This window comes from Pseudomonas sp. Ost2, assembly GCF_018326065.1.
Taxonomy (GTDB): domain Bacteria; phylum Pseudomonadota; class Gammaproteobacteria; order Pseudomonadales; family Pseudomonadaceae; genus Aquipseudomonas; species Aquipseudomonas gingeri.
On sequence record NZ_AP021904.1, the window covers coordinates 5,992,514 to 6,011,080 of the forward strand.

Here is an 18,567-nt window from a genome sequence, read left to right on the forward strand (position 1 = left end):
TCAGTTGGCTTCCTGGAAATCCATCTCCGGTGGCTGCTTGCGAAAGCCGCCGGTCAGGAACGCCAGGTAGATCAGGCCGATTGCCAGCCAGCTGACGCCCAGGTAGATCGCCAGGTGATCGAGGCTGACCATCAGCCACAGGTCCGCCAGCAGGCCGATCAGCGGGCAGATCAGGAACAGCAGCAACTCGCGCGGACCGCGTTTCTCACCACCGATCCAGTAGTGGAAGATCACCGACAGGTTGACCAGGCTGAAGGCCAGGAACGCACCGAAGTTGATGAACGAGGTCGAGGTGGTCACGTCCAGCTTCAGCGCCAGCAAGGCCACCACGGCGCACAGCAGGATGCTGTTGATCGGCGTGCCGAAACGTTCGCTCAGGCTGCCGAAGAACGCCTTCGGCAACACGCCGTCGCGGCCCATGGCGTACAGCAGGCGCGAACCGCTGGCCTGGGCCGACAGACCCGAGGCGAACTGGCCGACGATCAGGCCGATCAGGAAGATGGTCACGAACAGGTCACCGCCGATATTGCGGGCGATCTCGTAGGCCGCCGAGTCGACGTTGTCGAACACGAACGCCGGATGGGCCAACTGCACGAAATACGACACGCCGACGAAGATCAGACCACCGATCAGGGTGATCAGCATGATCGCCCGTGGAATGGTGCGGCGCGGGTCGCGGGTTTCCTCGGTCAGGGTGCTGACCGCGTCGAAGCCCAGGAAGGAATAGCAGGCAATCGCCGCGCCGCTCATCACCAGCGGCATCTGCATGTCGCCATTGAAGAAGGGCGCCAGGGTCCACAGCGGCTTGCTGGCGTCACCACCGATATAGTGGATGGCCAGGGCGACAAAGGCCATCAGCACCAGGAACTGCACCAGCATCAGCAACGCGTTGATGCCGTTGGCCAGGCGCAGGCCGACGATATTGATCAGGCTGGTGATGACGATGAAGGCCAGCACCCAGACCGCCTGCGGTACCGCGGGAAATGCCGAATTGAGGTAGGCCGCGCCGATCAGCCAGATCGCCATCGGCAGGAACAGATAGTCGAGCAGTACCGCCCAGCCGGCGATAAAACCGAGTTTCGGGCTGATGGCCTTGCGCACATAGCTGTAGGCCGAGCCGGCCACCGGGAAGGCCGCGGCCATGCGACCGTAGCTCATGGCGGTGAAGAACATCGCCACCAGCGCCGCGAGATAGGCGGCCGGCACCATGCCTGCCGTGGATTGAGCGAGAATGCCGAAAGTACCGAGGACAATGATCGGCGTCATATAGGCGATGCCGAACAGCACCACCGACCCCAGCGAAAGGGTGCGTTGCAAACGAGCCATGAGGCGACTACTCCGAATGTTATTGGATTTATGGCAGAGCCGAGTTCGGCAAAGGTGCAGCGGTACTACGAAATTCTTATGAGTGCAGCATTCAGATCCTGTGGTGTCGGGGCCGGCGCCTTCGTGGGCAAGCCCACTCCCACAGGCCTTGCATCGCGCCCTGCAGACAAGCCCATCCCTCCAGGCCTTGCATCGCGCCCTGCAGACAGGCCCATCCCTCCAGGCCTCACTGCCACTGTGGGAGCGGGCTTGCCCGCGAAGAGGCCCTGAAGCACAACAGCGCTGCCCGGGCCTCCCTCGATCAGATCTGCGGAATCAGCAACTCCCGCACGCCATTGGCGTGTTCGATGACCTCGCCCGGCAAGCGCAGGCGCTGGTCGTCCAGATAACGGTAGTCACGCCGGGCCGCGGCCAGTTGGCCCAGGTCCAGCTGCACGCTGAACCGCCCTTCCTCGCGACCGGCTTCCATGAGCAGGGTCCCGAACGGATCCACCAGGGCACTGCCGCCGGCGAACAACAGGCCGCCATCGCCCTCTTCCACCCGGTTGACCATCAGCGCGAAAGCCTGGTTTTCCTGGGCCCGGGCCATGATCGCGGTGCGGTGGGTCGGCCCGTAGGGGTCCATGTTGCCGTTGGTGACGATCAACAGTTCGGCGCCCAGCTGCGCCAGGGCGCGGGCGGTTTCCGGGAATTCGATGTCGTAGCAGATCAGCAGGCCGACGCGCACGCCGCTCCACTCGCAGGTCACATAGCGATCGCCGGGATTGAACACACCGCGATCCGAGGCCCACAGGTGGGTCTTGCGATAGCGTAGGGCGATGCCCTGCGGGGTGATCATCAGGGTGGTGTTGTAGAACTGGCCGTTGTCGTTCTCGGCCATGCCAATGACCACCGCCACGTTGCGCTCGCGGGCGGCCTGCTCCACTGCCTGCACGGTCGGGCCGTCCAGCGGCTCGGCGATCGCGGCCACGGTCTCGGCGGACGGGAAGCCCATCAGGTGGGTTTCCGGAAACACGATCAACTGGGTATCGGCGGCGCAGGCAGCGATGGCGGCGAGTGCCCGTTCGAGGTTGTAAGCTGTATCGTTGTCCCGGCCAGCAAGCTGGGCAAGTTCGACTTTCATGGGTATTCCTTGTTTTCTGTCGCAGGCAGAGCTCAATGACGGCGCCGAGCTGGCACAATAAGTGCCCGGCCATTGCGTGTGGCCTCAGTATGCGCACCCACGCCGGGCCATGGGAATTACGCGGCCGGGGTAACTCGATAGGGGTAGACGAATGACACTTGTCCTCGATGACATCGCCTGGCACCGCTCGGTGGGGCAAATGATCGAAGCCCTCGACCGGCCGAACTTCTGGACGCAACTGGTGCGCCTGCTCAACCAGTACGTGACGTTCGACAGCTGGGTGGTCCTGCTGTTCAGCAGCCAGCGGCGCCCGGAAGTGTTCGCCGAATGCCCGGGAGAAGACGGCAGTCCCGACCAGTTGTTCCAGGATTACCTCAAGGGCCTGTACCTGCTGGACCCGTTCTACATCGCCAGCCGCGAGTACTCGCGCACCGGCCTGTATCGCCTGGCCGAAGTGGCGCCGGAGCACTTCGAACTGACCGAGTACTACCAGCGCTACTTTCGTCTGAATGTGGTGGCCGACGAAATCCAGTTCAATTGCCAGCTCGACGACGACCGTACCCTGTGCCTGTCGCTGGGCTCCACCAGTCGTTTCAGCGCGGAGCAGATCGCCCTCCTCTCACTGATACAACCCTGGGTACTGGGCTTGTTGCGCCAGCGCCTGCCCCATGAGGTCCACGAAGAGACCGCCGTACCGGCCACACCGCAACAGGGCGACTGGCGCATCCAGCTGGAAGCCTCGGTACAACAACTCAAGGGCGCGCAACTGACCGCCCGCGAGCTGGATGTCGGGCGCCTGATGCTCAGCGGCTGTTCGAGCAAGGAAATCGCCCGCAAGCTGGAAATCTCCATCGAAACCGTGAAAGTCCACAAGAAACACATGTACAGCAAGCTGGGGATCAAATCCCAATCCGAGTTGTTCTCGATTTTCCTCCAGGCGCAGAATGCCTGACCGACCTGATGAGTCCGAACCCAAGGAAACCGTATGAGCCTGTCCCTTCTGAGCCGCTACGCCTTCTTTGCCGGCTGTGTGATCTTCACCCTCGCCAGCCTGCCGTTCCTGGAACATGACTGGCTCTGGCCGTTCACCCTGGTCACCGGCCTGCTCAGCCTGCTGGGCCTGTTCGACCTGCTGCAGAGTCCCCACGCGGTGCGCCGCAACTATCCGATCCTGGGCAATATCCGCTACCTGGTCGAAGGCATCCGCCCGGAAATCCGCCAGTACCTGCTGGAATCCGACAGCGACGCCCTGCCCTTCTCCCGTGCCCAGCGCTCGCTGGTGTACTCGCGGGCCAAGAATGAAAGCGCCGACAAGCCCTTCGGCACCCTGATCGACGTGTACCAGTCGGGCTTCGAATTCATCGGCCATTCGATGCGCCCCGCGCCGTTGAGCGATCCCAGCGCCTTTCGGGTGATCGTCGGCGGGCCGCAGTGCAAGCAACCGTACTCGGCCTCTGTGTTCAACATTTCGGCGATGAGCTTCGGCTCCCTCAGTGCCAACGCCATCCGGGCCCTGAACCAGGGCGCCAAGCTCGGCAACTTCGCCCATGACACCGGCGAAGGCAGCATCAGCCCCTACCACCGGGAAAACGGCGGCGACCTGACCTGGGAACTGGGCAGCGGCTATTTCGGCTGTCGCACCGCCGACGGCCGTTTCGACCCGGAACGCTTTGCCACCCAGGCGCAGGACCCGCAGGTACGGATGATCGAAATCAAGATGAGCCAGGGCGCCAAGCCCGGCCACGGCGGCATCCTGCCCAAGCACAAGGTCACCAGGGAGATCGCCGAGACCCGCGGGATCATGATGGGCGAAGACTGCATCTCGCCGTCACGTCACAGCGCCTTCTCGACCCCGCTCGAACTGATGCAGTTCATCGCCCAGTTGCGTGAGCTGTCCGGCGGCAAGCCGGTGGGCTTCAAGTTCTGCCTGGGCCACCCATGGGAGTTCATGGGCATCGCCAAGGCGATGCTGGAGACCGGCATCTACCCCGACTTCATCGTGGTCGACGGCAAGGAAGGCGGCACCGGCGCGGCACCGGTGGAGTTCACCGACCATATCGGCGTACCGATGCGCGAAGGCCTGCTGTTCGTGCACAACACCCTGGTCGGCCTGAACCTGCGGGACAAGATCAAGCTCGGCGCCAGCGGCAAGATCGTCAGCGCCTTCGATATCGCCAGCGTCCTCGCCATCGGCGCCGACTGGGCCAACTCGGCGCGCGGCTTCATGTTCGCCATCGGCTGCATCCAGTCGCAGAGCTGCCACACCAACAAATGCCCGACCGGCGTCGCCACCCAGGACACCTTGCGCCAACGCGCCCTGGTGGTGCCGGACAAGGCCCAGCGGGTATTCAATTTCCATCGCAACACCCTGAAGGCCCTGGCGGAAATGCTCGCCGCGGCGGGCTTGGATCACCCGTCCCAGCTGGAAGCCAAGCACCTGGTCCGGCGGATGTCGGCAACCGAGATCAAGCTGTTCTCGCAACTGCACGTGTTCCTCAAGCCGGGCGAACTGCTCACCGGTGAAGTCAACGGCGAGTTCTATTCGCGCATGTGGCAGATGGCCCGGGCCGACAGCTTCGAACCCCACGAAGTCGTCGCGGCCTGAGACCGTGACGACTGGCCGGTGCAAGGTCCGGGCACCGGTCAGGCCGATCAGGCAGACCGCTCGATGACCGACCTGTCGGCTGCGGGCGGGCTGTTAAACTTTTTATAAACAATGCAGCACGGACCTCGGTTTGCCGGTGGCATCGGTTCTATGATCAGGCGGCGCCTGCCCTTTACCCGGCCATGGCGCTGCCAGTCCCGCCCTCTCACAAGCTGGAGATCACGATGCGAAATCGCTTGCTGGTTGCTGTCTGTCTGTTGATGTCGTTCACCCTGGCCCAGGCCGCCGAACGCTGGGAAACCCTGCCGCCGACCCCGACTCCTGTCGTCGGTGCAAAAACCGGTTATGCCGCCGTCAACGGCATCAAGCTCTACTACACACGGACCGGCCACGGCTCCCCGGTGGTGCTGTTGCACGGTGGCCTCGGCAACTCCGATTACTGGGGCAACCAGGTCAAGGCCCTGGCGGCGAAACACACGGTGATCAGCATTGACAGCCGGGGTCATGGGCGCAGCTCGCGCGATGCCCAACCCTACGGCTACGACCTGATGGCCGATGATGTGGTCGCGGTCCTCGATACCCTGAAAATCCCCAAGGCCGACATCGTCGGCTGGAGTGACGGTGCGATCCTCGGCCTGGACCTGGCCATGCGTCATCCAACGCGTGTCGGCAAGATCTTCGCCTTCGCCGCCAACAGCACGACCGCGGGCGTGAAAGACAATGTCGAGAAGAACCCGACCTTCGCCGCCTACATCGAGCGGGCCGGCAAGGAATACGCCAGGCTGTCGCCGACACCCGGGGAATATGATGCCTTCGTCGAACAGATCGGCCATATGTGGGCCAGCCAGCCGAACTGGACGGACGCCGACCTGGCGAAGATCAAGACCCCGGTACTGATCGTCGACGGTGACCACGACGAGGCGATCAAGCGCGAGAATACCGAGTACATGGCGGCGACCATTCCCGGCGCGGGCCTGCTGATCCTGCCCAATGCCAGCCACTTTGCGTTCCTTCAGGATCCGGCATTGTTCAATGCCGCCCTCCTGCACTTCCTCGACGACAAGTAGATCACCGCAGCCGCCCGCGAACCGCCCCCCCGGGCCGATTCGTGGGCCGGCCCCACGCCTGTCAACGCACGCAAAGACTCGCCTCGCGCGCGTAGGCAGAAAAATGTGACATTTGGTAATAGCCCACTTTTGCAATTAACGGAAAATCACGCCACCCTGCGCGCCGCCGACCTGTGGTGTGCAATTTCTGACAGCCGCACCGGTCATATTCAACATTCGCCCACAGAGCCCGCTGCCATGCTGAACGGACGCGACCCGCGCATCGACTTTTTTCGGGGACTGGCGCTGATCTTCATTTTCTGGGATCACGTGCCCCACAATCCACTCGGCCAGATCACCCTGCGCAACATCGGTTTCAGCGATGCGGCGGAGGTCTTCGTGTTCCTCGCCGGCTACGCGGCGATTCTTGCCTACGGCAAAATCCTGCAACGCGACGGTTACTGGTTCGCCACCTTGAAAATCCTGCGCCGCACCTGGGTGTTGTATGTGGTGCATATCTTCCTGCTGGCGATGCTGATGGGCATCGTGTTCTTCGCCAACAGCCACGTGGAAACCCGTGACCTGGTCCAGGAAATGGGCCTGACCCACTTCGTCACCCACCCGCAACAGGCCCTGGTGGATGAACTGCTGCTGCGTTTCAAACCGAACCTGATGGACCCGCTTCCTCTGTATATCGTGCTGCTGGGTGGCCTGCCGCTGGTGTTGCCCCTGCTGCTGCGCAAGACCTGGCTGGTGGTGCTGGTGTCGCTGACGCTGTACCTGCTCGCGCCAAGGCTGGGCTGGAATCTGGCGGCGATTGCCGACGGCGTGTGGTACTTCAATCCGGTCACCTGGCAGTTGCTGTTCGTGCTCGGCGGCGCGGCGGCGATTCACGCGCAGCAACCCAAGCCCGTGCAGCCGCTGGGGCTGTCGCGCCAGCCACTGTTCATGGTGGCGGCCCTCTATGTGCTGGTGTGCGCCGTGCTCACCATTGCCTGGCGATGGCCACAGGTCCACGATGCCCTGGTTCCGGCGACGCTGAGCGAGCTGATCTACCCCATCAGCAAGACCGATCTGTCGCCGGTACGCCTGCTGCACTTCCTGGCGCTGGCCTATGTCACCGCGAAGTTGCTGCCCAGGGGCAACTGGACAGACAACTGGCTGGCCCGCCAGACCTGCCGCATGGGGCGTTACTCGCTGGAAGTCTTCTGCCTGGGCGTGTTGCTGGCACCGCTGGCGGACATGATCAATGCCATGGCCGACGATGCCTTCGCCATGCAGATATTCACCGCCCTGGTCGGTGCCGGGCTGATGGCATTGCTGGGGGCGTGGCTGGATTTCAACAAGCGCCTTGGCCAGCGCCTGGAACAACCGGCTCGGACAGCGACAGCGTAGAACGACGACACCCGTAAAAAAGCCCGCAGCCGATCACTCGCCTGCGGGCTTTTTCATCGCGATCCGGCGTTTACGAGGCCGAGTGGGTGGCACCGGCCGATACGCTGTTCGGTTGCAGCTTGAACACATGGAACAGCAGCGTCAGCAGCACCAGGAACGCCGGGCCGATATACAGCGCGACGCGCGTGTCCGGGAAGTACGCCATCAGGCCGACCACCAGCACCAGGAACGCCAGCGCCAGGTAGGAACTGACCGGGTACAACCACATGCGGTACTGCAGGCCGGCACGCTGCGCCGCCGTCAGGCCACGGCGGAACTTCAGTTGTGCCAGCAGGATCATCACCCAGGTCCAGATCGCGCCGAAAGTGGCGATGGACGTCACCCAGACAAAGACTTTCTCCGGCACCAGGTAGTTGAGCAGCACGCCCAGCAGCAAGGCACCGATGGACAGCAACAATGCGCGGCGTGGCACGCCGTTGCTCGAGGTCTTGGCGAAGCTCGCCGGCGCCTGGCCGTTCTGCGCCAGGCTGTAGAGCATGCGCCCGGTGCTGAAGATGCCACCGTTGCAGGAGGACAACGCGGCGGTAATCACCACGAAGTTGATGATGCCCGCAGCGGTCTTGATCCCCAGGCGTTCGAAGGTCATCACGAATGGGCTGCCCTGGGTGCCGATGGCGTTCCAGGGGTAGATCGACAGGATCACGAACAGCGCGCCGACGTAGAACAGCAGGATGCGCCAGAACACCGAGCCGATTGCATTCGGAATGGTCTTCTGCGGGTTGCGGGCCTCGCCGGCGGTCAGGCCGATCATCTCCACGCCCAGGTAGGCGAACATCACCATCTGCAGGGACATCAGCACACCACTGATGCCGTTGGGCATGAAGCCGCCATTGCTCCACAGGTTGGAAATGCCCAGGGCCACGCCATCGTTGCCGAAGCCGAAGGCAATCACGCCCACGCCGCCGATGACCATGGCGATGATGGTGACGATCTTGATCAAGGCGAACCAGAACTCGAATTCGCCAAAGGCCTTCACCGCGATCAGGTTGATCGTGCCCATGCTGACCAGTGCCGCCAGAGCCCAGATCCAGCGTGGCACATCGGGGAACCAGACGCCCATGTATACCGCGACCGCGGTGATTTCCGCGACGCAGGTCACCAGCCACAGGAACCAGTAGTTCCAGCCGGTGAGAAAGCCCGCCAGCGGGCCGAGATAGTCCTGGGCATAGCGGCTGAAGGAGCCGGCGACCGGATTGTGCACGGCCATTTCGCCGAGGGCGCGCATGATCACCAGGATCGCCAGGCCACCGATGATGTAGGACAGCATGATCGCCGGACCGGCCATTTCGATGGCCTTGGCGGAGCCGAGGAACAGGCCGACGCCGATACAGGCGCCGAGCGCCATCAGGCGGATATGCCGCTCACCGAGTTCGCGTTTGAGCGGGCCGCCTTGAGCGGTCTCGCCAGGGGGCAGGGGGGTGCCAACGGGCATGGGGGACAACCTCGTCTTGTTATTGGATATGAACCACCGGGCAAAGGAGCGACGGACGGGTAGGCCCGGACTCCCGGATGCCGGCTGCGCTTCGTGAGCGCAGCCGTCCCGCAGGGCAGACCTGCAGGATCAGCGGGCCGGCGAGTATTGCACAACAATGGTGCAGCGTCATGCCTCCCGCCCGGACCGTTCCTACTCTGCGCGGGGCTCTATCCCAGGCTTGTCAGCCCTTGGCCCGGCCATACGCCTGACGTCGTGTTCCCGACGTATCTGCGCCGAAAAACCGTTACCGGTCGGAAATACCTGACCGCCCTCACAAAATTTTCCTGGCCTTCTGGCAGCGTCTAAGCTTCAGGCAAGTGCGATCAATCTGCGTGAATGGATGAATCGACTATGGGTGCTCAATGGAACTCCGATTCGACCAAGACTGTGGTGCCAACCAACAGTTCGGATGAGGCGCCTTTACCGAAAAAACCCCGCAGACGCAGGCCCTGGTGGCGCCTGTTCTGGCTGGTGGTGTTGATCGCCCTGATTCTGCTCGGCGTCGCCGCGTCCCGCGAGATGCGCACGTCGAAACTCCAGGCCCGGGAATTCAGCCGTTTTGCCGGCGACCTGGGTTACTCACTCGCCTCGGGTCCCAGCGATTCATTGCTGTATCCCGGCGAAGGCCCCTTCGACAAACGCCTGGGCTACAGCGACCTGGGGACTTTTCTCACCCGGCTGGCCAAACGCGGCTACCTGATCGAGGCGCAGGCGCGCTTCTCCCCCGCCCTGCTCGACTACAGCAAGGCCGGCTTCTTCGTACCCTATGCAGAGAAGATCCAGGCCGGCCTGTCGATCACCGACTGCCGGGGCGCCGACCTCTACCAGTACAACTATCCACAACAGCTCTATGCCAGCTTCGCGGCCATTCCGCCGCTGGTGGTCAACAGCCTGCTGTTCATCGAAAACCGCGATCTGCTCGACCCCGCGCAACCCATGGCCAACCCTGCCGTGGACTGGCCGCGTTTCGGCAAGGCGGTGCTGTCGCAGATCGCCAAGGTCCTGCATGTCGGCGGCCAGACCGCCGGCGGCAGTACCCTGGCGACCCAGTTGGAGAAGTACCGGCACTCGCCGGATGGCCTGACCCTGTCCGGCAGCGAGAAGATCCGCCAGATGATTTCCGCCAGCGTGCGCGCCTACCAGGACGGACCGCAGACCCTGCAGGTGCGGCAGAACGTGGTGCGTGACTACCTCAACAGCGTGCCCCTGTCGGCGGTGCCCGGTCACGGTGAAGTGCATGGCATGGCCGAAGGCCTGCGGGTCTGGTATGGCGCGGATTTCGCCCAGGTCAACGCGCAGTTGAGCAGCACCGCCAGCGATCCGCAGAGCCTGGCCAAACGCGGGCTGGCGCTGCGCGAGGTGCTGTCGCTGATGATCGCCCAGCGGCGGCCATCGCACTACCTGGCACGGGGCCGCGATGAACTGGCCGACCTGACCGACAGCCACCTGCGCCTGCTGGCCCAGAATGGCGTGATCGACGCGCCGCTGGCTGCCGCCGCGCTGGCGAGCAAGGTCAGCTATCGCGACTGGCTGCAGGAGCCGACGATCCAGCCGGTGGAGTCGAACAAGGGTATCAGCGTCGCCCGCAGCCGCCTGGCGGCGATGCTCAACCGCCCCCTGTACGACCTCGACCGTCTCGACCTGTCGGCCACCAGTACCTTGCAATCGGACCTGCAAGGCCAGGTCAGCGACTACCTGCGCCGCCTGGCGAACCCGGAGTTCGCCAATTCCATCGGCCTGCTGGGCGAGCGCCTGCTGACCGCCAGCAGCACCCAGCAGGTGCGCTACAGCTTCACCCTGTTCGAACTGACCCCGGACAGCTATCGGGTGCGGGTACAGACCGACAGCACCGACCAGCCGTTCGATATCAACGAGGGCAGCAAGCTGGAACTGGGCTCCACCGCCAAGTTGCGGGTCCTGACCACCTACCTGCAGATCATCGCCGAGCTGCATGATCGCTACGGCGACCAGACCCCGGCGGCGCTGAAGAAAGTCGAGATCAACGACCAGGACCGGATCACCCGCTGGGCCGTGGACTACCTGGCGCAGAACAGCGACCGCGACCTGCCGAAAATGCTCGAGGCGGCGCTCAACCGGCAGTATTCGGCAAGCCCCGGCGAAAGCTTCTTCACCGGCGGCGGCCTGCATCACTTCCACAACTTCCGCAACGAAGACAATGGCCGCAACCCGACCTTGCTCGAGGCCCTGCGCGAATCGATCAACCTGCCCTTTATCCGGCTGATGCGCGACCTGGTGCGCTACAGCACCTACCAGGGCCCGAACAACAGCGCCGAATTGCTCAAGGACGATGACAATCCGCGTCGCCAGGAATACCTGGCGCGCTTCGCCGACCGCGAGGGCACGGCCTTCATGCTGCGCTTCTGGAAGAAGTACCAGAACAAGGATTCCCAGGAACGCCTGGAGACCTTCCTCGACAGCATGCATCCGACACCGATCCGCCTGGCGGCCGTGCACCGCTACCTGTTGCCGGAGGCCCCGCAGGCGGCCTTCAACACCTTTGTCCGGGCCCACCTGAAAACCGAGAAGGTCACCGACGAACGCCTCGCCAAGCTCTACAAGAGTTATGGTCCCGGGACCTACGACCTCCCGGACCAGGGCTATATCGCCAAGGTCCACCCGCTCGACCTGTGGTTGCTGGGCTACCTGCTGAAGAATCCCCAGGCCAAGTTCAGCCAGGTGGTGGCCGCCAGCGAATTCGAACGCCAGGAAGTCTATGGCTGGCTGTTCAAGAGCAAGCACAAGAGCGCCCGCGACAGCCGGATCCGGGTGATGGTGGAGATCGAGGCCTTCCTCGATATCCATCAGCGCTGGCAACAGGTCGGCTATCCCTTCGATCACCTGGTACCGTCGCTGGCGACCGCCATCGGCAGCTCCGGCGACCGGCCGGCGGCATTGGCCGAACTGATGGGGATCATTCTCAACGACGGCGTGCGCATGCCGATACTGCGCATCGACAGCCTGCACTTCGCCGCCAACACGCCGTACGAAACGCAACTGGTCAATGATCCGGGCAAGGGCAAGCGGGTGCTGCCCTCGGAGGTGGCCACGGCCCTGCGCCTGGCGCTTTCACAGGTGGTGGATGCGGGGACCGCCCGGCGTGTGTCCGGCAGTTTCAAACAGCCGGACGGCACTCCACTGGCCATGGGCGGCAAGACCGGCACCGGGGATAACCGGATCGAGGCCATCGGCGCCGGCGGCCGGGTGTTGAGTTCGAAATCGATCAACCGTACGGCGACTTTCGTGTTCTACATCGGCGCCCATCACTTCGGCACCCTGACCGCCTTTGTCCCGGGGCGCTCGGCCGAAACCTTCAAGTTCACCTCGGCCCTGCCGGTCCAGGTGCTCAAGGGCATGGCCCCGATCCTGACGCCCTACCTGCAGGCGGGCAGCAACACCTTGTGTACCACCACCAGCGTCGCACAGGCCCACCCCTTGTAGGAGCCGGCTGGCTGGCGATGCAAACAACGCGGTTTTTCCGCCAGACCGCGTCGATACCATCGCCAGCAAGCCGGCTCCTACAATCAGGGTGACATCAACTCTCGGAATGAAAGCGCTTGGCCAGGGTGTAGCTCTTTTTCCAATAGGAGTTGCTCAAGGAGTCGATGCGCACGGTCTTGCCACTGCGTGGCGAGTGGATGAACTTGCCGCCGCCCACATAGAGCCCGACATGGCTCACGCTGCCCTGGCCATTACGATTGAAAAACACCGCATCGCCGGGCTGCAGGCTGCCGCGCTGGATGGTCCTGGCGCTGGAGCGGCGCATCCCCACCGTGGTTCGTGGCAGCTTGATATCGGCCTCATTCTGGAACAGATAGACCAGCAGGCCACTGCAATCGAAGCCCTTGACCGACATGCCGCCCCAACGATAAGGCGTGCCGATCAACTGGTGCGCGCGGTCGATGACATTATCGATGGACGACTCCGCGGCCCCACCGGTGGCCGGGACCTGAGTGGTCCTGGCCGAAGAATTTTTCGCTGACTTGAGGGTGGCATGGGCTGATCCGAAGCTTCCCAGCACCATCAATAACAATACAACCAACACTGACCTGGACATGATAAACGTCGCCTTTGTGGACATCAGGCGGCATGGTACGGAGCGGCCCAGGGCTTGCTCAGAGTGCTTTTCTCAGCTTCGCGTAGGAAACATCCTAGGAAACCACGCGAAAATCTCCTCTCCCCTGTAGCACGGCCAAACCGCCCTCCTGCTCGATCGGCACTCCCGGGTTCTTCTCGCGGTCGGGATGACGTTCGTCGTTTTTCTTGCACGATATCTAAGATATATCTTAAGGTATATCTAACGAAGACAGGAGAAAGAGAAAATGAGAGAGCATCACCATCACCCCCACCGCGAATTCGGCGACGGCCATGACGGTTTCGAGCGTCGTCCCGGCCGCGAGCGCGGCGGTCGCGGCCCGCGGGTCTTCGCCCCGGGCGACCTGAAACTGCTGTTGCTGGCGCTGATCGCCGAACAGCCCTGCCATGGCTACGACCTGATCCGCCAGATCGAAGGCATGTTCGACGGCGCCTACAGCCCGAGCCCCGGCGTGATCTATCCGACCCTGACCTTCCTGGAAGAAAGCGAGCTGATCACCGGCGACGCGGAAGGTGGGAAAAAGCGCTACAGCGTGACCGACAGCGGACGCCAGTCCCTGGCCGACCAGGCCATTGCCCTGGATGGCGTGCGCATGCGCATCGATGTCAGCAAGCGTTCCCTGCGTGGACATGACCGTCCGCCGGAAATCCACGAGGCCGTGCACAACCTGCGGCACGCCCTGCAACTGCATCACGGTCGCTGGAGCGCGGAGGAAATCCTGCGCGTGCGCGACCTGCTCAACGACACCGCCAAAGCCATCGTCGACGGACCTGTAGCCACGCCATCCTGCTCGGAGAAACCGGAATGAATGCAGTCAATCAACAAGGGATTCACCGTGTCATGCACGAGATCAAGCGCCGCCGCCTGGAAGTGCTGCGCGTGGTCGACCTGACGCCACGCATGCGTCGCATCACCCTCGGCGGCCCGGAGCTGGCCGGTTTTGTCAGCCTGGGCACGGACGATCACGTGAAACTGATGTTCCCGCAGAACGCCGCCGAACAGGCGGCCCTGGATGCCTGGGTTCCTGGCGCCAAGGACAACGGTTCGCTGCCGGCGATGCGCGACTACACGCCACGGCGCTTTGACCTGGCCATCGGCGAACTGGACATCGATTTCGTCCTGCACGGTGACGGCCCAGCTTCAACCTGGGCTACCCAGGCGGCGCCGGGGCAGTTCCTGGACATGGGCGGGCCGCGCGGTTCGATGGTGGTGCCGGATATCTTCGACAGCTACCTGCTGATCGGCGACGAGACCGCCCTGCCGGCCATCGCCCGGCGTCTGGAAGGCCTGGCGGCCAACCGGCGGGCGCTGGTGGTGGTCGAGGTGGAGAACGCGGCGGAACAGCAGCCACTGCACAGCCCGGCGCAGGTAGAAGTGATCTGGGTACGGCGCGATGCACCGGAGCAGGATCTGCTGCAGACGGTCGAACACTTGAGCATCCCGTCCGGCAGCCTGTACGCCTGGGTGGCCACCGAGGCGGCGCTGTCGCGCAAGGTGCGCAAGGTGTTGCTGGGCACCCATGGCTTGAGCGAGGAATTCCTCAAGGCGGTCGGCTACTGGAAGCTGGACGACAGCGCCGAAGACTGATCCGGCACCGGAGAGGCTGATGCAAGCCTCAAGGGCCTCTTCGCGGGCAAGCCCTGCACCTGCGGGTGGGTGTCGTACACAAGGTCAGTGGACACCACGAAACTGTAGGTGCCGGGCTTGCCCGCGAATGCGTCGGTCCAGATGCAACAGCCCTACCTGCTGCCCACCCGGCGATCCACGCCGATCAGCAGCAGCGACACCAGCACAAACCCCAGCAGGATCTGCCCGGCATTGATGAACACCTGTGGATAACCCAGGGTGTCGACATCGACAAAGGGATAGGGGTACGTCCCGATCAGGTGGCCGCGCAACAGCACATAGGCGAAATACACCAGCGGGTAGACCATCCACGGCAGCACCTGCCACCAGCGCAAGGTGCCCTTCGGCACGCAGCGCCACCAATAGACCACGAACAGCAGCGGCATCAGGTCGTGCAGCAACTCGTCGGCCAGCCACTGAAAGCCCTGGGGGTGCCACAGGGGGCGCAGCAACAGGTTGTACGCCAGCGCCACCACCACGATATTCGCCACAATCGCCGTACGCACCGAAGGCCGGAGAAAGAACCGCCGGGCGCCCGACTCCCGCGGCGTCACTTCCCAGGTCAGCACCACCGCCACCAGAGTGTTGGTCAGCACGGTAAAGAAACTGAAGAATGTCAGCAGCCCGCCCAGCAGGCTCGCCTCGACCTGCCAGCGGGCAATCAGGATCAGGTACAACTGGATGCTCAGGCCGCTCCAGCCCAACAGCGCCGCGATCTGCAGCGCGAGACGCGGACAAGCGCCGGCGGCGTTATGGTCAGGCATGCCCTTGAACTCCACGGCAAGGTCTCAGCGCTTGGTGCGCATCAACTTCACGTACAGCTTCTCGACCTTTTCCCGTGCCCACGGGGTCTTGCGCAGGAAGGTCAGGCTCGACTTGATGCTCGGATCACTCTTGAAGCAACGGATATCGATGCGTTCGGCCAGGCCTTCCCACTCGTAATGAGCCACCAGGGCGTTGAGGATCTGCTCCAGGGTCACGCCATGCAGCGGATTGTTGGGTGTCTCGGTCATGCCGAACCTTCAGTGAGGAAATGGAACAAGCCGCGCACCTTAGCCGAGGCCTTCGCCAGGGGGAAGAGCCGCGACGGACGATACGGGTCCGGCACCGTGCAATAACGCAGAAACCGCTCTGGATTGAGTCTAGCGCCAGAACGGGGCGCTGGCGTCGGGAGTGTTTCCAAATCGATAAAATATGTTACGTTATAACAACACAATACCATTCATCGGCAGAACCCCGCCGTTTCAAGCCTGTTCTTTCGACTCAAAGGTGCACCTTGCACCTCGCTTGCCAAGGAAACATCAATGCCTCTCTCCTCTCCCCTGCGTACTCGTCTGACTCCGCTGGCCGCCGCCTTGCTGATGGCCGGCCCGGTGCATGCCCTGGAGCTGCAACCCCAGGTCATCACCGCCAACCCGCTGGGCAGCGCCCAGACCGCCTCGCCGAGCACCGTGCTCGAAGGCGACGACCTGACCCTGCAGCAACAAGGCAGTCTCGGCGAAACCCTGAACAAACAACCGGGCGTGTCGTCGTCCTATTTCGGACCGGGCGCCAGCCGACCGATCATTCGTGGCCAGGACGGCGACCGCATCCGCCTGCTGCGCAACGGCGTCGGCGCGCTGGACGCCTCGGCCCTGTCCTATGACCACGCGGTGCCGCTGGACCCGGTCAATGTCGAACGGATCGAAATCGTCCGCGGCCCGGCCGCCCTGCTCTACGGTGGCAGCGCCATCGGCGGGGTGGTCAACACCTTCGACAACCGTATTCCGACCAGCCCCATCGATGGCATCCACGGTGCCGGTGAACTGCGTTATGGCGGCGCCGACACCACTCGCAGCAGTGCCGGCAAGCTGGAAGCCGGCGATGGCACCTTCGCCTTGCACCTGGACGCCAACGCCCGCGAGTTCAACGACCTGCGGATTCCCGGTTATGCCCGCAGCCGCAATGCCCCGGCCAGTGAAGACGGCGATGGCCGCAAGGGTCGCCTGGGCAACAGCGACGGACGCCAGGACGGTGGCGCGGTAGGCGGTTCCTACACCTGGGACGATGGTTATGCCGGCCTGTCCTACAGCAACTACGACAGCAACTACGGTTCCCCCGCCGAGCAGGATGTACGCATCCGCATGCAGCAGGATCACTACGCCTTCGCCTCGGAAATCCGCAACCTGCAAGGGCCCTTCAGTTCGGTGAAACTCGATGCCGGCTACACCGACTACGAACACCGGGAAATCGAAGGCGGCGAAGTCGGCACGATCTTCAAGAACAAGGGTTATGAAGCCAGGGTCGAAGCCCGCCACCTGCCGGTCGGGCCGTTCAACGGGGTGATCGGCGCCCAGGTCACGCGCAACGAATTCTCCGCCCTGGGCGAGGAAGCCTTTGTCCCGCAGACCGATACCAACAGCGGCGCGCTGTTCCTGCTCGAAGAACTCAAGGCCAGCGACCGCCTGACCTTCAGCCTCGGTGGGCGCCTGGAACACACCACGGTCGATCCGGACAGCAAGGGCAACGAGCGTTTCGCCAATGCCGACCGCAGCAACAGCTTCACCGCCGGCAGCCTCTCCTCCGGCGCGGTCTACACCCTGACGCCCGTGTGGTCCCTGGCCGCGACCCTGGGCTACACCGAGCGCGCGCCGACCTTCTACGAGCTGTATGCCAACGGCGCCCACGTGGCCACCGGCACCTATGAAGTCGGCGATCCCAACCTGTCGAAGGAAAAGGCCGTGTCCAGCGACCTGGCCCTGCGCTTCGACAACGGCACCCACAAAGGCAGCTTCGGCGTGTTCTACAGCCGCTTCTCCAACTACATCGGCCTGCTGGGCAGCGGTCGTACCCTCAACGATGAAGGCCAGGAGGATGCCGGTGGCATTCCCGAATACCGCTACTCGGGCGTGCGAGCGCGTTTCGCCGGCTTCGAGGCACAGGACCACTGGAAACTCGGCGAAAGCGCCTACGGCAAGTTTGCCCTGGAACTGTCCGGGGACTACACCCGCGCCACCAACCTCGATACCGGCGAAGCCCTGCCGCGTATCGCGCCACTGCGCCTGAACAGTGGCCTGCTGTGGGAACTGGAGCGCTGGCAGGCGCGCATCGATGTCGAGCACGCGGCGGGACAGGGCCGGGTACCGGCCAACGAATCAGGCACTTCGGGCTACACCACCTTCGGTGCCAGCGCCGGTTATCACTTCGATATCGGCAGCAGCCAGTGGCTGGCGTTCGTCAAGGGCGACAACCTGACCAACCAGACCGTACGCTACGCCAGCTCGATCCTGCGCGACATCGCGCCGGCACCGGGACGCAGCGTCGAATTCGGCTTGCGCACCACGTTCTAGGAATCACACCGCTCCCCAGGCCCGCGCGAGATGACTGTGCGGCCTGAGGGAGCTGACTGGGGGATCTGACTGTGGGATCTGACTGTGGGATCTGACTGTGGGATCTGACTGTGGGATCTGACTGTGGGATCTGACTGTGGGATCTGACTGTGGGAGCGGGCTTGCCCGCGAAGAGGCCAGTGAGAGCACCAGAAGCTTCGCGGGCAAGCCCGCTCCCACAACCGCACTATTACCGATTCCACAATGATCCATCTCAGGGAACGCCCTGTTTCCCCCCTCACCTTGGCTTTATCCTTAGCCAGCTAACGACTGAAACGTTTCACCTTGCGTGACTTGCGCAAGAAACGTCCCGGTTCCTGGTTTTATCCCCGACTTCCCGAGCTGCGCCCAGGCCACGCCGCGTGCCGCCGTGCGCGCCCGCACAGCTGGCCGCGTCCTCGAAGACCGTCACCCGATTGAACCAAGCCCG

General features: G+C 63.5%; 14 protein-coding genes. 8 read left to right on the plus strand and 6 right to left on the minus strand.

What is annotated here, in order from left to right:
• Entirely contained in the window at positions 1–1,326 is a 1,326-nt protein-coding gene (locus tag KI243_RS26495) for an APC family permease (RefSeq protein ID WP_177084347.1), read from the minus strand.
• Between the two features lie 301 nt (positions 1,327–1,627).
• Positions 1,628–2,449, minus strand: a complete 822-nt coding sequence (locus KI243_RS26500; RefSeq protein WP_178989754.1) for a carbon-nitrogen hydrolase family protein — start codon at positions 2,447–2,449, stop codon at positions 1,628–1,630.
• A gap of 151 nt (positions 2,450–2,600) precedes the next feature.
• On the opposite strand from KI243_RS26500, the gene KI243_RS26505 reads away from it, so the two are divergent.
• From KI243_RS26505 to KI243_RS26520, 4 genes are all read left to right on the plus strand, one after another.
• Positions 2,601–3,401, plus strand: coding sequence for a LuxR C-terminal-related transcriptional regulator (locus KI243_RS26505; protein WP_017126359.1), 801 nt, complete (start codon positions 2,601–2,603; stop codon positions 3,399–3,401).
• A 33-nt stretch (positions 3,402–3,434) separates the two neighbouring features.
• Positions 3,435–5,054: an FMN-binding glutamate synthase family protein gene (locus KI243_RS26510; protein ID WP_178989752.1), complete on the plus strand. Its 1,620-nt coding sequence runs from the start codon at positions 3,435–3,437 to the stop codon at positions 5,052–5,054.
• Between the two features lie 224 nt (positions 5,055–5,278).
• Positions 5,279–6,121, plus strand: a complete 843-nt coding sequence (locus KI243_RS26515; RefSeq protein WP_017126362.1) for an alpha/beta hydrolase — start codon at positions 5,279–5,281, stop codon at positions 6,119–6,121.
• Positions 6,122–6,358: 237 nt separating this feature from the next.
• Complete coding sequence (locus KI243_RS26520) at positions 6,359–7,495, plus strand: OpgC domain-containing protein (RefSeq protein ID WP_212810070.1); 1,137 nt, start codon at positions 6,359–6,361, stop codon at positions 7,493–7,495.
• A gap of 70 nt (positions 7,496–7,565) precedes the next feature.
• Here the strand turns inward: KI243_RS26520 and KI243_RS26525 are convergent, their stop codons facing one another.
• Complete coding sequence (locus tag KI243_RS26525) at positions 7,566–8,987, minus strand: amino acid permease (protein ID WP_177084341.1); 1,422 nt, start codon at positions 8,985–8,987, stop codon at positions 7,566–7,568.
• Positions 8,988–9,380: 393 nt separating this feature from the next.
• Between KI243_RS26525 and KI243_RS26530 the strand changes: the two genes are divergently transcribed.
• Complete coding sequence (locus tag KI243_RS26530; RefSeq protein ID WP_178989750.1) at positions 9,381–12,488, plus strand: transglycosylase domain-containing protein; 3,108 nt, start codon at positions 9,381–9,383, stop codon at positions 12,486–12,488.
• 94 nt (positions 12,489–12,582) lie between these two features.
• Here KI243_RS26530 and KI243_RS26535 read toward each other — a convergent pair whose 3' ends face one another.
• Complete coding sequence (locus KI243_RS26535; protein ID WP_042935332.1) at positions 12,583–13,104, minus strand: C40 family peptidase; 522 nt, start codon at positions 13,102–13,104, stop codon at positions 12,583–12,585.
• Between the two features lie 265 nt (positions 13,105–13,369).
• Between KI243_RS26535 and KI243_RS26540 the strand changes: the two genes are divergently transcribed.
• The gene (locus tag KI243_RS26540) at positions 13,370–13,951 is read left to right on the plus strand and encodes a PadR family transcriptional regulator (protein ID WP_177084337.1); all 582 of its coding nucleotides are present in this window, start codon (positions 13,370–13,372) and stop codon (positions 13,949–13,951) included.
• The gene (locus KI243_RS26545; RefSeq protein WP_212810071.1) at positions 13,948–14,730 is read left to right on the plus strand and encodes a siderophore-interacting protein; all 783 of its coding nucleotides are present in this window, start codon (positions 13,948–13,950) and stop codon (positions 14,728–14,730) included. Before KI243_RS26540 ends, KI243_RS26545 begins: the two co-directional genes overlap by 4 nt.
• Positions 14,731–14,882: 152 nt before the next feature.
• Here the strand turns inward: KI243_RS26545 and KI243_RS26550 are convergent, their stop codons facing one another.
• Positions 14,883–15,533, minus strand: a complete 651-nt coding sequence (locus tag KI243_RS26550; RefSeq protein ID WP_212810072.1) for a Pr6Pr family membrane protein — start codon at positions 15,531–15,533, stop codon at positions 14,883–14,885.
• Between the two features lie 24 nt (positions 15,534–15,557).
• On the minus strand, positions 15,558–15,782 hold the full coding sequence (locus KI243_RS26555) for a VF530 family protein (RefSeq protein WP_017126370.1): 225 nt from the start codon (positions 15,780–15,782) through the stop codon (positions 15,558–15,560).
• A gap of 291 nt (positions 15,783–16,073) precedes the next feature.
• Between KI243_RS26555 and KI243_RS26560 the strand changes: the two genes are divergently transcribed.
• On the plus strand, positions 16,074–18,098 hold the full coding sequence (locus KI243_RS26560; RefSeq protein ID WP_212810073.1) for a TonB-dependent receptor: 2,025 nt from the start codon (positions 16,074–16,076) through the stop codon (positions 18,096–18,098).
• The last annotated feature ends 469 nt before the right edge of the window (positions 18,099–18,567 follow it).

Excerpts from the sequence above, each read along its gene's own strand:
- KI243_RS26495 (WP_177084347.1), bottom strand. The coding sequence starts at position 1,326 with ATGGCTCGTTTGCAACGCACCCTTTCGCTGGGGTCGGTGGTGCTGTTC.
- KI243_RS26500 (WP_178989754.1), bottom strand. The coding sequence starts at position 2,449 with ATGAAAGTCGAACTTGCCCAGCTTGCTGGCCGGGACAACGATACAGCT.
- KI243_RS26505 (WP_017126359.1), top strand. The coding sequence starts at position 2,601 with ATGACACTTGTCCTCGATGACATCGCCTGGCACCGCTCGGTGGGGCAA.
- KI243_RS26510 (WP_178989752.1), top strand. The coding sequence starts at position 3,435 with ATGAGCCTGTCCCTTCTGAGCCGCTACGCCTTCTTTGCCGGCTGTGTG.
- KI243_RS26515 (WP_017126362.1), top strand. The coding sequence starts at position 5,279 with ATGCGAAATCGCTTGCTGGTTGCTGTCTGTCTGTTGATGTCGTTCACC.
- KI243_RS26520 (WP_212810070.1), top strand. The coding sequence starts at position 6,359 with ATGCTGAACGGACGCGACCCGCGCATCGACTTTTTTCGGGGACTGGCG.
- KI243_RS26525 (WP_177084341.1), bottom strand. The coding sequence starts at position 8,987 with ATGCCCGTTGGCACCCCCCTGCCCCCTGGCGAGACCGCTCAAGGCGGC.
- KI243_RS26530 (WP_178989750.1), top strand. The coding sequence starts at position 9,381 with ATGGGTGCTCAATGGAACTCCGATTCGACCAAGACTGTGGTGCCAACC.
- KI243_RS26535 (WP_042935332.1), bottom strand. The coding sequence starts at position 13,104 with ATGTCCAGGTCAGTGTTGGTTGTATTGTTATTGATGGTGCTGGGAAGC.
- KI243_RS26540 (WP_177084337.1), top strand. The coding sequence starts at position 13,370 with ATGAGAGAGCATCACCATCACCCCCACCGCGAATTCGGCGACGGCCAT.
- KI243_RS26545 (WP_212810071.1), top strand. The coding sequence starts at position 13,948 with ATGAATGCAGTCAATCAACAAGGGATTCACCGTGTCATGCACGAGATC.
- KI243_RS26550 (WP_212810072.1), bottom strand. The coding sequence starts at position 15,533 with ATGCCTGACCATAACGCCGCCGGCGCTTGTCCGCGTCTCGCGCTGCAG.
- KI243_RS26555 (WP_017126370.1), bottom strand. The coding sequence starts at position 15,782 with ATGACCGAGACACCCAACAATCCGCTGCATGGCGTGACCCTGGAGCAG.
- KI243_RS26560 (WP_212810073.1), top strand. The coding sequence starts at position 16,074 with ATGCCTCTCTCCTCTCCCCTGCGTACTCGTCTGACTCCGCTGGCCGCC.